The 13,595-nt window shown below is 64.2% G+C and carries 10 protein-coding genes and 1 pseudogene; all 11 read right to left on the bottom strand.

Going from position 1 to position 13,595, the window contains the following annotated elements; translation table 11 throughout:
* Window positions 1–8 precede the first annotated feature (8 nt).
* Window positions 9–878: an outer membrane protein assembly factor BamD gene (locus tag EJ066_RS26720; RefSeq protein WP_126042931.1), complete on the bottom strand. Its 870-nt coding sequence runs from the start codon at window positions 876–878 to the stop codon at window positions 9–11.
* Between the two features lie 215 nt (window positions 879–1,093).
* A complete protein-coding gene (lpxC, locus tag EJ066_RS26725) occupies window positions 1,094–2,041 on the bottom strand; it encodes a UDP-3-O-acyl-N-acetylglucosamine deacetylase (RefSeq protein ID WP_126042932.1) in 948 nt (315 codons plus the stop codon).
* Window positions 2,042–2,320: 279 nt separating this feature from the next.
* Complete coding sequence (gene ftsZ / locus EJ066_RS26730) at window positions 2,321–3,988, bottom strand: cell division protein FtsZ (RefSeq protein WP_126042933.1); 1,668 nt, start codon at window positions 3,986–3,988, stop codon at window positions 2,321–2,323.
* 67 nt (window positions 3,989–4,055) lie between these two features.
* Window positions 4,056–5,363, bottom strand: coding sequence for a cell division protein FtsA (gene ftsA, locus EJ066_RS26735; RefSeq protein WP_126042934.1), 1,308 nt, complete (start codon window positions 5,361–5,363; stop codon window positions 4,056–4,058).
* Window positions 5,360–6,301, bottom strand: a complete 942-nt coding sequence (locus tag EJ066_RS26740; protein WP_126042935.1) for a cell division protein FtsQ/DivIB — start codon at window positions 6,299–6,301, stop codon at window positions 5,360–5,362. Before EJ066_RS26740 ends, ftsA begins: the two co-directional genes overlap by 4 nt.
* Window positions 6,289–7,214: pseudogene (locus EJ066_RS26745) on the bottom strand (D-alanine--D-alanine ligase). Before EJ066_RS26745 ends, EJ066_RS26740 begins: the two are co-directional and overlap by 13 nt.
* 326 nt (window positions 7,215–7,540) lie before the next feature.
* A complete protein-coding gene (gene murB / locus EJ066_RS26750; protein ID WP_126042936.1) occupies window positions 7,541–8,506 on the bottom strand; it encodes a UDP-N-acetylmuramate dehydrogenase in 966 nt (321 codons plus the stop codon).
* Complete coding sequence (gene murC, locus EJ066_RS26755) at window positions 8,503–9,909, bottom strand: UDP-N-acetylmuramate--L-alanine ligase (RefSeq protein ID WP_126042937.1); 1,407 nt, start codon at window positions 9,907–9,909, stop codon at window positions 8,503–8,505. The genes murB and murC overlap by 4 nt, the downstream gene beginning before the upstream one ends.
* On the bottom strand, window positions 9,906–11,033 hold the full coding sequence (gene murG, locus EJ066_RS26760; RefSeq protein WP_126042938.1) for an undecaprenyldiphospho-muramoylpentapeptide beta-N-acetylglucosaminyltransferase: 1,128 nt from the start codon (window positions 11,031–11,033) through the stop codon (window positions 9,906–9,908). Before murG ends, murC begins: the two co-directional genes overlap by 4 nt.
* A 1-nt stretch (window position 11,034) precedes the next feature.
* Window positions 11,035–12,186 (bottom strand): putative lipid II flippase FtsW, encoded by a 1,152-nt coding sequence (gene ftsW / locus EJ066_RS26765; protein ID WP_126042939.1) that lies wholly within the window; start codon window positions 12,184–12,186, stop codon window positions 11,035–11,037.
* Window positions 12,186–13,589, bottom strand: coding sequence for a UDP-N-acetylmuramoyl-L-alanine--D-glutamate ligase (murD, locus tag EJ066_RS26770; protein ID WP_126042940.1), 1,404 nt, complete (start codon window positions 13,587–13,589; stop codon window positions 12,186–12,188). The genes ftsW and murD overlap by 1 nt, the downstream gene beginning before the upstream one ends.
* Window positions 13,590–13,595 lie beyond the last annotated feature (6 nt).

Here is a 13,595-nt window from a genome sequence, read left to right on the forward strand (position 1 = left end):
GCGCCGCTTCAGGCGCCGGTGATCAGCTTCCCGGCCTTGGAGATCCACGACCCGGCACTCTCGCGCGGCTCGAGCCCACCAGTCTGCAGGAGCTTGTAGGAATCCTTGTACCACACGCTGTCGGGGTAGTTGGTGCCGAGCACAGCCGCGGCAGTCTGCGCTTCCGCCGTCAGCCCCATCGCGTAGTAGCTTTCGGTGAGACGGGCAAGGGCTTCCTCGACATGGCGCGTGTTGGAATAGGTCTCCACCACGGTGCGGAACCGCTTGACGGCGGCGATGTATTCACGCCGCTCGAGATAGTAGCGGCCGATCTGCATCTCCTTGCCGGCGAGCTGGTCGTTGGCGAAGCGGATCTTTTCCTTGGCATCGTCGACATATTCCGAATCGGGCCAGCGCGTCACCAGATCCTGCATTGTCTGCACGGTCTGACGCGCTTCCTTCTGGTCCTGCGTGACGTCCTTGATCTGCCGGTAGTAGCTGAGCCCGATGATGTACTGGGCATAGGCGGCGTCGTCGGTCGTCGGATAGAGCGTGAGATAGCGCTTGGCCGAACCGATCGCCTCGGTATAGTTGCCCTGGCGATAATCGGCGAAGGCGCCCATCACCATCGATTTGCGGGCGTATTCCGAATAGGGATGCTGGCGGTCGACTGCACCGAATTTGCGGCTTGCCTCCTGCAGGCGCCCGGCATTCAGATTGGCAAGGCCCTGATTGTAGAGGACGTCGGCCGGCTCGGTCTGCTCGACATAGGTCGACAGGTCGACATCCTTCTCGGACGACATGCAGGCCGACAGTAACAGCGATGGAACGACCACCGAAAGCGCCAGGAAAACAGCCCGCTGCGGCGCTTCCGATTGACCAACTCGCTTGAAAAACATGATTGGATTCCGCCCTTTCGGCGCCATTTCAGTCGTCATTCGCTCTGGGGCAGCAGCCATAAACCATAACCGCCGTGCCCGGCAACGCTATCTCCGGCCAATCGCACATTTTTGTGGCGGCCCGGCGCAGCCTGCACACTTGCATGATTTCGCCGGCCAATGATGCATTCATGCAACACGGGCCGGCGACCATAAAGCCCGAGAAACGTTAAGAATCAGATCATCCAGGGCGCGTAAACGGGCGCGTAGACGGCGCTCATCTCGGCGGTGCGACCGCGCTCGCGGCGTGTCGTCTCGACGATCTCGAACGCCGAACGGTCCGACAAAAGGCGACGCAGCGCTGCCGCGTTCAGCCTGTGGCCACCGCGATAGGAACGGAAGCAGCCAATGAACCGGGCGCCGGCCAGCGCCAGATCGCCCATGGCGTCCATCGTCTTGTGCCGCACGAACTCGTTGGGATAGCGCAAGCCTCCCACGTTGATGACGCGGTTGTCGTCGCCGATCACCAGGGAGTTTTCCAGCGAAGAGCCAAGCGCATAGCCGGCTGCCCACAGCCGCTCGACGTCCTTCATAAAACCAAAGGTACGGGCGCGCGCGATATCGCGGCGGAAAATGTCGGCGTTCATGTCGGATGCGAAGAGCTGACGGCCGATCGCCGGGCTTTCGAAATCGATCTCGATCTCGAAGCGCGTGCCGTCATAAGGCCTGAATTCCGCCCAGGAGGCACCGTTCTCTATGCGAACCGGCTTGATCACCCGGATGTAGCGGCGCTTGACCGGCAGCGTATCGATGCCCGCCTGGTCGATGGCCTCCACGAACGCCATGGCGCTGCCGTCAAGGATCGGAACCTCGTGGCCGTCGATCTCGATGACGATGTTGTCGATGCCGAGCCCGAAAAGCGTGGCCATCAGATGTTCGACGGTGGCGATATGCTCGCCTGCCGGATCGCCGAGCATGGTGCACAGATCGGTGGCGCCGACTTCGGAAACAAGCGCGCGGAACTCACGGCTCTCGCTTCCACTCGAAAGCTGGAACACGATACCCGTATCAGCGTCTGCCGGCAGGAAATGGACGGTAACAGGCTTGCCGCTGTGAACGCCGGTACCCGTCAGCGTCGCACGCGATTTAAGTGTCGTCTGATAGTCCTGCAAGACAAACCCCATAGCCCACTGCCCAAGTCCGCTTTATCACCCCAAAGGGCACGGCACTTGATTTGATCGGCTGGCAGGGGCCACTTCCCCCGAATCCCGGCAAACCGACGTCGGTCGGAGGCGAAGATAGTGATCCGGCAGGGAGACTCCAAATCACGGTTTCTTACTTTCTGTAACCGCGACCAGAGGCGTGCAGGGTCACGTAATATTCTGTTTTAAAAGAACTTTTTGCGTTAACAGGCAAACAATCTCTTGTCTGCCTGTTAACAATTGTTACGGACCGTTAACAGATCAATTGGCTTGGCGGCGCAGGAATGCCGGAATCTCCAGCTGATCGTCTTCCTGGACAGCCCTGCTCTGCGGCGTCAGCCGGCCCTGGTCGTCCAACTGGCCACGGCGCGGCGCGTAAAGCTGCGGATCCTGGCTGGCAAGGCGACGCACTTCAGGCGCCGCCTGGCGCAGTTTCGGCTCGCGCGGCTGCGCCGGCTGCAGCCGTGCAGGTTCCTCTTCGCGGCGGGTAAGGCCATTCGTCAGGCGCTTGAGCAGTCCCATCGGTCCGCTGTTCTCATGATCGGCTACCGGGCGGCCCTTGGCTTCCACTTCGGCTTTCACCACTGGCGGGAAGTCCTCGACGCGCGGCATGCGCTGGGGTGCCGCGGCGACCGGCTGAAGCGCTTCGCGCTGCGGCGCGGGCTGCATCGCTTGCTGAACCATTGGCTGCACGATCGGCTGCGGCTGGGGCGGAGGCGCCTGGAAGATCTTGCTCTGCGGACGGAAATCTTCCGCATGGGCAGCCGGCGCGGGACGCGCCATCGCCGCGGCGTTGGCCTCGGCAAGATGGATCGCCTCGGCTACCGGGTCGGCGGCGCGTGGCTCGTAGCCTCCCTGCTGGACAGGCGCCGGACGGCTTTCCACGGCCGGAGCGGCCGGGCGGCTGACCGGCTTTGGCGGAGCCGTGCGGATGGCGATCGGCGCGGCGGCGATTTCAGCCGCCGATTTGTCGATGCCGGTGGCGACCACCGAGACGCGGATGACGCCTTCGAGATCCTCGTCGAACGTCGCTCCCAGAATGATGTTGGCTTCCTGGTCGACCTCCTCGCGAATGCGGGTCGCCGCCTCGTCGACTTCGAACAGGGTCAGGTCGCGGCCGCCGGTGATCGAGATCAGCAGGCCCTTGGCGCCCTTCATCGAGGTCTCGTCGAGCAGCGGGTTGGCGATCGCGGCTTCGGCGGCGGCCATGGCGCGGCCCTCGCCGGAAGCCTCGCCCGTCCCCATCATCGCCTTGCCCATCTCGCGCATGACCGAGCGGACGTCGGCGAAGTCGAGGTTGATCAACCCTTCCTTGACCATCAGGTCGGTGATGCAGGCTACGCCGGAATAGAGCACCTGGTCGGCCATGGCGAAAGCATCGGCGAAGGTCGTCTTGTCATTGGCCAGCCGGAACAGGTTCTGGTTGGGGATGACGATGAGGGTATCAACGCATTTCTGCAATTCCTCGATGCCCATATCCGCCGTCTTCATGCGGCGCTGGCCTTCGAAATGGAACGGCTTGGTGACGACGCCGACGGTGAGAATCCCCTTTTCACGAGCGGCACGTGCAACGACCGGCGCGGCCCCGGTGCCGGTGCCACCGCCCATGCCGGCAGTGACGAAGCACATATGGGTGTTGGAGAGATGATCGACGATCTCGTCGATGCATTCCTCCGCCGCCGCGCGCCCGACTTCCGGCTGCGATCCCGCACCCAGGCCCTCGGTGACATGCGCGCCGAGCTGGATCAGCCGATCCGACTTGGACATGGTCAGCGCCTGTGCGTCGGTATTGGCCACCACGAACTCGACGCCGCGCAAGCCCGCGGTGATCATGTTGTTGACGGCATTGCCGCCGCCACCGCCAACACCGAACACGGTGATACGTGGCTTGAGCTCGGTGATGTCCGGCTTTTGCAGATTGATGGTCATTGTCTCCGTCCTTTGCCTTTCCCGCCGCTTCGCCGCCGCGGCCGCCTATGGGGCTGTCCCCGTCAATTTAAAAACTGTCTCTCAACCACTGACTCATTCGATGCAGTTTTCCGCCCGTTCCGGTCATCCTGAGACCAGAAATTCCTTTCGCCGGATGGCTCTCGAAATTCGCCATCTGCGGATAGATCAGAAGCCCGACCGGCGTCGAGAAAGCCGGCCCCTTGGCCGCCTCCGGCAGACCCGCCACGCCGAGCGGACGGCCGATGCGCACGTTGCGTCCGAGAATGCGGCGCGCCGCCTCGGGCAGGCCGGAAAGCTGGCTGGCGCCGCCGGTCAGCACGACGCGCTTGCCGACGGCGTTGCCGTAGCCGGACCTGTTCAGCCGGTCGCGCAACAATTCGAGCGTCTCGTCGATGCGTGCCCGGATGATGCGCGTCATCACCGAACGCGGTATCTGCAGCGGCACCTCGCCATCCTCGCCGATCGGCTGTATCGAGACCAGGTCGCGGTCGTCGGCACTGCCGGGCAGCGCCGAGCCATGCATCACTTTCAGCCTCTCGGCGGCGTCGAGCGAGGTCGACATGCCCTTGGCCATGTCCAGCGTGACGTGGTTGCCGCCGATGGCGATGGCGTCGCCATGGACGAACTTGCCTTCCGAAAAGACCGAGATCGTCGTGGTGCCGCCGCCCATGTCGATGCAGGCCGCGCCCATCTCGAGTTCGTCGTCGACCAGTGCGGCAAGCCCGCTGGCATAGGGCGTCGCCACCATGCGCTCGACCGACAGATGCGAGCGGTTGATGCAGAGCTCCAGATTGCGCAAGGGTGCCGCGTCGCCGGTCAGCACATGCATGTCGACGCCGAGCTGGTCGCCGACCATGCCGCGCGGATCACGCACGCCGCGCTCGGCGTCCAGCGAAAAACCGACGGGAAGCGAATGGATCACCTCGCGCTCGGCCCGGAGCGCCTGCTTGGCGCCGGCGGCAAGCACGCGCTTGATGTCGGCCTCGTCGGCCTCATGGCCGCCGAGATTGATGGTTGCCGAGAAGCTCTCGCTCTTCAGCCGGCCGGCCGTCATGTTGACGATCAGTGAATCGACCGTCAGGCCCGCCATGCGCTCAGCGGCATCGACGGCAAGACGGATGGCGTGCTCGGCCCTGTCGAGATCGATGACGACGCCCGATTTCACGCCTTGCGATTTCTGGTGGCCGATGCCGATCACCTGGATGCGATGCGAACGCCCGCGCAGCAGCTTGCCGTCCTCGCGCGGCTTGAGCTTGGCCACCACACAGCAGACCTTGCTCGAACCGACATCCAGCACCGTCAAGGTGCCGGACCGGCGCGACGAGGCGTCGCCGTTGCCGCCAAGCCAGCTCATATCTTCGTCTCCGGCTTGCGCTTCGGCATTTTCGGCTTTTCCTTGAGCGCGGCCTCGCGCTGCGTCGCCGCTTCCGGCGTCAGCTGGACGACGAGGCGGTCGGAAAGACGCATGTCGACGGCGGCGATGTCGCGTGTCAGCAGCCCGTTCTCGCGATCCATCCTGACCAGATCGGCGATCGCCTGATCCTCGCCATCCTCGGGAAGCTTGACCGTGATTCCGTTCTCCAGCTTCAGGTCCCAACGCCGTTCGCCGATGCGGATATAGCCTTTGACCCGCGCGGCAAGCTCCGGATATTTTTCGATCCTGGCAAGGAAATCCGGCGCCTTGGCCGGCGCGCCGGTGCCGACGATCAGCGGCAGCAATGCCTGCTTGCCGCCGGAGAACGGCGCGATCACGGCGCCGGACCGCTCGATGACGGAAAGCCCGCTGCCCTGCTGCCAGAGCGCAAAGGGCTCGCGCTCCTCGATGCGCACCTCCAGCGTATGCGGATAGACCTTGCGCACCGCCGCAACCTCGACCCACGGCAGCGTGGCGATGCGCTCTCGCGCGGCTTCGGCATCGAAGCCGATCAGCGACGTCCAGCCATCGAGCTGCATCCTGTCGAGAATATCGATCTCGGAGGTTGCGCGGTTGCCGACCACCTTGATCTGCTCGACGGCGAAGCCGGTGCGGGCGGTGATGCCCTGGACGATGCCGTCGACATGCCCGCCGAGATAGGCGCCATAGGCACTGCCCGATACGAGCAGCGCCGCCGACAGGATGGCCGCGGAGAAAGGCGGCGCCTCGAAGTCGCCCTCGCCCAGGCGCGCCAGCACGCGCGCCGGCCGGCGAAGCAGACGCGGCAGCACGAAGTGGTCTAACGACAACGGCATGTCGAACAGCGTCGACCCGGTCGCGTCCTTCCCCTTGCCCTGTCCCCACTTCAACGCAGACACGAAGCGTCCTCCACCATCCAACTCAACAAATCGCCGAACGAGTGTCCCGCCTGCGCAGCGATTTCAGGCACCAAGGATGTCGGCGTCATGCCCGGCTGAGTGTTGACCTCGAGCCAGACAATTTCGCCGTTCTCGGAGTGTCGATCATCATAACGGAAGTCCGACCGGGAAACGCCCCGGCAGCCGATAGCTTGGTGAGCCTTGAGCGCCAGTGTCTGTATTTTTTGGTAAATATTCGGTGAAATTTTTGCAGGGCATTCGTGTTTTGATCCGCCCGCGACGTATTTTGAATCATAGTCGTAGAAGGAATGGCCGGTCGGGATGATCTCGCAGACGCCGAGCGCCACATCGCCCATCACCGCGCAAGTCAACTCGCGCCCGTGCACGTAGCGCTCCACCATGACGGTGTCGCCATACTTCCAGTCGGACGAACCGATGACCTGCGGCGGATGCGACTGGCCTTCATGCACGATGACAACGCCGAAGCTCGACCCCTCGTTGACCGGCTTGACAACATAGGGCGGCTTCATCGGATGCTTGTCCTGGATGGCGAAGCGATCGACCACCTTCGATTCCGCGACCGGAATGCCGACGGCCCTGGCGACCCTCTTGGCTTGCTCCTTGTTCATGGCGAGCGCCGAGGCGAGCACGCCGGAATGGGTGTAGGGAATGGCAAGATATTCGAGGATGCCCTGGATGGTGCCGTCCTCGCCGAACGGGCCATGCAGCGCATTGAAGACAACATCAGGCCCGAGCTCGGCGAGCACAGAGCCGACATCGCGCGAAACATCGACGCGAGTGACCCGGTAGCCTTCATTCTCGAGTGCATCCGCACAGGCCTTCCCCGAAGACAGAGACACGGGCCGCTCGGACGAGAATCCCCCAGCAGAACGGCCACATGCTTGCTTTTCATTTCCCGTCATCCCCTCTCACGGCGGGCCGGCATCTCTCGATCAGAGCAGTCTTTTGCTCTCACGATTTCCGCGACTTTGAGTCCGAGTCTCCCGGCAGGTTGCCCCCCAGACGGAAAACGCGGGAAACGCGTCGAACGACTCAAATCAGGAAACGCTTTCAGGCAGAGAATCAGAGAGTTGATTCGCTGGCAAGTGCTTACGATTCCGAGAGATTCACTTTCCGTAAAAACGGCCACAAAAACTGCGTTGTGAGTCTTTGGCGCAACGGTCGCGCGGTGATTTCAGACCATTTGAAGTTCAAGCATCACATGAACATCCGACAGCGCTAAAGTAGCTGTCCGAGGAATTCCTGGACTTCGTGCCCCGGCCGGAAATTACCGATGCGCTTGATTTCCCAGTGCAGCCGGATGCCCGACTTTTCGAGCACGCGCGCGCGCACCGTCTCGCCGAGATATTCGAGGTCGTAGCCGGTCGCGGTTCCCGTGTTGATCATGAAGTTGCAATGCATCGGCGACATCTGCGCACCGCCGATCATCAGCCCCCGACACCCCGCTTTGTCGATCTCTTTCCAGGCCGAGGTGCCTTCCGGATTCTTGAATGTCGAGCCGCCGGTCTTTTCGCGGATCGGCTGCACGGTCTCGCGATGGTGCTGGACAGCATCCATCGCCGCCTTGATCTTGGCCTTGTCTTCCAGAACACCTTCGAACAGTGCCGATGTGAAGATCAACCCTTCAGGCGCTGCCGAATGGCGATAGGCGTAGCCCATATCGGCGTTACCAAGCGTATGCACATTGCCCTTGCGGTCGAGCGCCCGCACCTCGACGACGCGCTCGCGCGTCTCGGCGCCGTTGGCGCCGGCGTTCATCCGCAGCGCGCCGCCGACGGCGCCCGGAATGCCGTGGTAAAAATCAAAGCCGCCGATGCCAGCCTGGTAGGCAACGGCTGCAAGGCGCTTGTCGGGCGTGGCAGCCCCCGCCTTGATGGTGGTCGGCGCAATCACTTCGGCCTCGCCGAAGCCCTTGGCCGAAAGCCGGATGACGAAGCCCGCAATGCCGCCGTCGCGGACAAGCAGGTTCGAGCCGACGCCGACGACGGTCAGCGGTATTTCTTCGGGAACCGCCCGCAGGAATGCGACGAGATCGTCCTCGTCGGCCGGCTGAAACAGCGCGTCGGCCAGCCCGCCGGCGCGGAACCAGGTGATCTTGTCCATCTCGGCATTGGGCGTGATGCGGCCGCGCAGGCCGGCAAGCCGGCCGCCAAGCTTGTCGATCAATGCCTGGCCGCGCATCATGAGGCCGTCCCGCCGAGTTCCCCGGGCAGCGCGTAAGCCCATTGCGTGATGTTGCCGGCGCCGAGGAAGACGATGAGATCGCCTGGTTTCGCCAGGTCGCGGATAACAGGCGCAATCGCCGCTGGGCCTTCGATGTAGCGTGCGTCGCGATGGCCGCCGGCGCGGATGCGCGACACCAGTACCTCGGACGTCACCCCGTCGATCGGCTCTTCGCCTGCCGCATAGACCGGCGCCACCATCACCGTGTCGGCATCGTTGAAGCAGACGGAAAACTCGTCGAACAGGTCATGCAGCCGGGTGAAGCGGTGCGGCTGGGCAATGGCGATGACGCGGCCCTTGGCGGCGTCGCGCGCCGCCTTCAGAACCGCCGTGATCTCGACCGGATGATGGCCGTAATCGTCGAAGATTTCGACGCCGTTCCACGAACCGGTACGGGTGAAGCGCCGCTTGACGCCGGCGAAGGACGACAGGCCCTTCCTGATCGCCTCGGCCGAAAGGCCGAGCTCATGCGCGACGGCGATCGCCGCGGTCGCGTTGGAGACGTTGTGACGGCCGGGCATCGGCAGGCGCAGGCCCGATATCGTCGACTGGCCGCGGGTCTTGCGGTCGCGGATCACCACGTCGAATTCCGAGGTCGGGCCGTCCATCCGGTGATTGGTGAAACGCACGTCGGCCTGCGCGTTCTCGCCATAGGTGATGACGCGCCGGTCCTCGATGCGGCTGACCAGCGCCTGCACCTCCGGGTGGTCGGTGCACATGACGCCGAAACCGTAGAACGGCACGTTCTCGACGAACTGACGAAAGGCCTCGCGCACCTTTTCGAAGGAGCCGTAATGGTCGAGATGCTCCGGGTCGATGTTGGTGACGACGGCAATCTCGGCCGGCAGCTTCAGGAAGGTGCCGTCGCTCTCATCGGCCTCGACCACCATCCACTCGCCATCGCCCATGCGGGCGTTTGTGCCATAGGCATTGATGATGCCGCCATTGATCACGGTCGGATCGAGCCCGCCGGCTTCGAGCAGCGTCGCCACCATCGAGGTCGTCGTCGTCTTGCCGTGCGTGCCGCCGATGGCCACCGCCTGCCGGAAGCGCATCAGCTCGGCCAGCATCTCGGCGCGACGGACGACGGGAAGCAGTTTTTCGCGCGCGGCCTTCAGCTCCGGATTGGATTTCTTGATCGCCGTCGAGACGACAACCACTTCGGCATCGCCGATGTTGTCGGCGTGATGACCGACAAAGCACTCGATGCCTTCGTCGCGCAGCCGCTGCACATTGGCGCTGTCGGCCTGGTCGGACCCTTGCACCTTGTAGCCGAGATTGTGCAGCACCTCGGCGATGCCGCTCATGCCGATTCCGCCGATGCCGATGAAATGCACAAGGCCGATCGTCTGCGGCATCTTCATGCGTGCGTCTCCTTCCTGAAGTCCGAAACGGTTTTCTTCGACGCAATAGCCTCTGTCAGATCAGCGAGCAACCGTGCCGCCTCTGGTTTTCCGGCCGATTTCGCCGCCGCCGCCATTGCGGTCAGCCGCTCCGGATCGTCCATCAAGGCCCCGACGAGCGTGGCGATGCGCTCGGACGAAAGCGAGGATTGCGGGTGCACTTCGGCGCCACCTGCCGCGGCCAATGCCGCGGCATTGGCCGCCTGGTCGTGGTCGAGCGCATACGGATAGGGCACCAGCAGCGCCGGTCGGCCGACCACCGCGATTTCCGATACAGTCGATGCGCCGGACCGCGACATCACCAGATGCGCCGCAGCCATGCGCGCCGCCATGTCGGTGAAGAAGGGCGACACCTCGGCCTCGACGCCAAGGGCAGCATAGGCCGCCCTTACCCGCTCCACATCGTCGGCGCGGGCCTGCTGCGTTATCACCAGCCGCTTGCGTTGTGCGTCGGAAAGCTGCCCGACCGCCGCCGGCATTGCATCGGAAAAGAACTGTGCCCCCTGGCTGCCGCCGAACACCAGAAACCGGAACGGCTGCTCGCCCGTAGACGCCACATAGGGCGTCCTTGCCGCCTCCAGCACTTGCGGCCTGACCGGATTGCCTGTCGTCATCGTCTTGACGCCCGCAGCGCTTGAATCTTCCGGCAAAAACCCGCCGGCAATGGCATCGACGCGGCCGGCCAGCGCCCGGTTGGCGCGCCCCATCACCGCGTTCTGCTCGTGGATCAGCGTCGGCACCTTGCGCCGCGTCGCGGCATAGAGCGGCGGCAGCGTCGGATAGCCGCCGAACCCGACCACGACGGCGGGCTTGATCCGGCCGATCACGACGGATGCCTGGCGCACGCCGCCCCAGATCTTCCAGAAAGCGGCGAGCACGGCAAAAGGATTTTTCGAACTCATCGTCGCCGACTGGATCGGATGGATGCTGGCTGCCGGAAATTGGCCGGCAAAACGCTCGGCACGGTCATCGGTGGCCAGATGCACCGTCCAGCCGCGCCTGGTCAGCTCGTGCGCCAGCGCCTCGGCCGGGAACAGATGCCCGCCGGTGCCGCCGGCCGCCAGAAGGATGACCCCCTTCGCCATTTCATTCCGCCGGCATGGCGCGCTGCGACGGCGCGAAGCCCAACTGCTTGCGCTTTTCCGGCCGCCTGCGTGTCAGCGCCAGCACCATGCCCATCGAGATGGCAATGGCGATCTGCGAGGAGCCGCCATAGGAGATGAACGGCAAGGTCATGCCCTTGGCCGGCATCAACTGCAGATTGACGGCCATGTTGATGACCGACTGCAGACCGAAAACCGTGACCAGGCCGCCAACAGCATAGCGCGTGAAGTCGTCCTGCTCCTTGAGCGCGGTGCTGAGCCCGCGCAGCACGATGAAGGCGAAGATGGTCATGATGAAGAAGCACATGATCAGTCCGAACTCCTCGCCGGCCACCGAGAAGACGAAATCGGCATGGCTGTCGGGTATGACCCGCTTGACGGTGCCCTCGCCCGGCCCTACGCCGAACCAGCCGCCGTTGATCAGCGCATCGCGGCCCATGTCGACCTGGAACGTGTCGCCTTCGCCGGTCATGAAGCGGTCGATGCGGCCGGCGACGTGCGGAAACACCGTATAGGCGGCGAACACGCCGCCGATGCCGATAGCGCCCAGCGCGATGATCCACAGCCATGGCAACCCGGCCATGAAGAACATCACCCCCCAGGTGCCGAGCACCAGCATGGTCTGGCCGAAATCCGGCTGCGCCACCAGCAGCGAGATGACGAGGGCCAGCAGCAGCATGGCGAACAGATTGCCCGGAATGTCGGGCTGGCGCTTGTGTTCGGCAAACAGCCAGGCACAGATGACGACGAATGCCGGCTTCAGGAATTCCGACGGCTGGATCGACACGCCGGCGAGCGACACCCAGCGGCGCGCGCCCTTCACCTCGACGCCGATGTAGAGAACCGCCACCATCAGCACCAGCATGATGCACAGCATGACCAGGGCCATGCGTCTGATCTGCCGCGATTCCATGAAGGAGACGGCCAGCATCACGCCAAGGGCGGGGATGGTGAAGATGATCTGGCGTGTGGCGAAGTGGAAACTGTCGAGGCCGATGCGCTGGGCCACCGCCGGGCTCGCCGCGAAGGACAGCACGATGCCGAGCCCCATCAGCGAGAGGAACGCAGCCAGGAACCAGCGATCGACCGTCCACCACCAGGTGGCAACCGGGCTTTTGTCGAGACGGCTTTGCATTATCGTGTCCCTCCGATGGGCTTCACGCCATCAATAGCGCTCGCGGCCTGCCTGAAGGCTTCGCCGCGCACTTCGAAATTCTTGAACTGGTCGAAACTGGCGCAGGCCGGCGAAAGCAGCACCACCACCTCGCCATTGCCATCATCGCTCGCCGCGTCGCTTGCGGCGTGTTCGACCGCCGCGGCCAGCGTGCCTGAGATCTCATAAGGCACCGCCTCGCCGAGCGTCGCCGAAAAGGCCGGTGCGGCCTCGCCGATCAGATAGGCCTTGGCAATACGCGGAAAGAGGCCGCGCAACGGCTCGATGCCGCCCTCCTTCGGCAACCCGCCGGCGATCCAGTAGATGCGCGCAAAGCTGGACAATGCGGGCGCTGCCGCATCGGCATTGGTCGCCTTGGAATCGTTGATGAACAGCACATGACCCTTGCGGCCGACCTGCTCCATGCGGTGCGCCAGCCCGGGAAAGCTCTCCAGCCCCGACTGGATCTCGCCCAGCTCGAGCCCGACCTTGAGGCAGGCGGCGACGGCGGCCAGTGCATTCTGCGCATTGTGCTGGCCGCGCAGCGAGCCGATGCCTTCGAGAAAGGCAACGCGACTGTAACGGCCATGCACCGCTTCCATCAGATTGGTGCCGTCGGCGAAGTAGCCGTCGGTCAGCGGCAGGCGCCTGGAAATGCGGATGACGTGCCGACCTGCCCGTTCCAGCCGGTCGGCGGCCTGGGCGCACCAGGAATCATCGACACCGAGGATGGCGGTTTCGCTGCCGGCTACCAGCCGTTCCTTGATCGCGGCGTAGTGCTGCATCGTGCCGTGGCGGTCGAGGTGATCCGGCGTCAGGTTGAGAAGGACGCCGGCGGTCGGATTGATCGAGGGCGCGAGGTCGATCTGGTAGGACGAGCATTCCACGACATAGTGCCGCCCCGGCTCCGGCGGATCGAGCGTCATCACCGCGCGACCGATATTGCCGCCCATCTGCGTGTCGCGCCCGGCCGATTTCAGGATATGCGCCGTCAGCGCCGTGGTCGTCGATTTGCCGTTGGTGCCGGTGATGGCAATGAAGGGTGCTGCCGGCGCCAGCAAGGTCCGCTCGCGGCAGAAAAGCTCGATGTCGCCAATGATCTCGACGCCTGCAGCGCGCGCCAGTTCCACTGTCCAGTGCGGCTTCGGATGCGTCAGCGGCACGCCGGGCGACAGCACGAAGGCCGAGAATTTCGCCCAGTCGGCGCCGTGCAGATCGCCGGTCGCGATGCCGACGGCCGCGGCCTTGCCGACGCTGTCGGGATTGTCGTCCCAGGCCAGCACATCCGCTCCGCCCTCGATCAGCGCGCGCGCCGTGGCGACCCCCGAGCCGCCGAGCCCGAAGAGCGAAACGCGCTTGCCTGCGAAGGATGCGGCGGGGATCAAGCGGCC

Source organism: Mesorhizobium sp. M9A.F.Ca.ET.002.03.1.2 (genome assembly GCF_003952365.1).
Lineage (GTDB): Bacteria > Pseudomonadota > Alphaproteobacteria > Rhizobiales > Rhizobiaceae > Mesorhizobium.

Bases quoted from the DNA above. Each gene is read 5' to 3' on its own strand.
- ftsW (WP_126042939.1), bottom strand. From the start codon at position 12,186: ATGCAAAGCCGTCTCGACAAAAGCCCGGTTGCCACCTGGTGGTGGACG.
- murB (WP_126042936.1), bottom strand. From the start codon at position 8,506: ATGATGCGCGGCCAGGCATTGATCGACAAGCTTGGCGGCCGGCTTGCC.
- ftsZ (WP_126042933.1), bottom strand. From the start codon at position 3,988: ATGACCATCAATCTGCAAAAGCCGGACATCACCGAGCTCAAGCCACGT.
- murC (WP_126042937.1), bottom strand. From the start codon at position 9,909: ATGAAGATGCCGCAGACGATCGGCCTTGTGCATTTCATCGGCATCGGC.
- ftsA (WP_126042934.1), bottom strand. From the start codon at position 5,363: ATGAGCTGGCTTGGCGGCAACGGCGACGCCTCGTCGCGCCGGTCCGGC.
- EJ066_RS26720 (WP_126042931.1), bottom strand. From the start codon at position 878: ATGTTTTTCAAGCGAGTTGGTCAATCGGAAGCGCCGCAGCGGGCTGTT.
- murG (WP_126042938.1), bottom strand. From the start codon at position 11,033: ATGGCGAAGGGGGTCATCCTTCTGGCGGCCGGCGGCACCGGCGGGCAT.
- lpxC (WP_126042932.1), bottom strand. From the start codon at position 2,041: ATGGGGTTTGTCTTGCAGGACTATCAGACGACACTTAAATCGCGTGCG.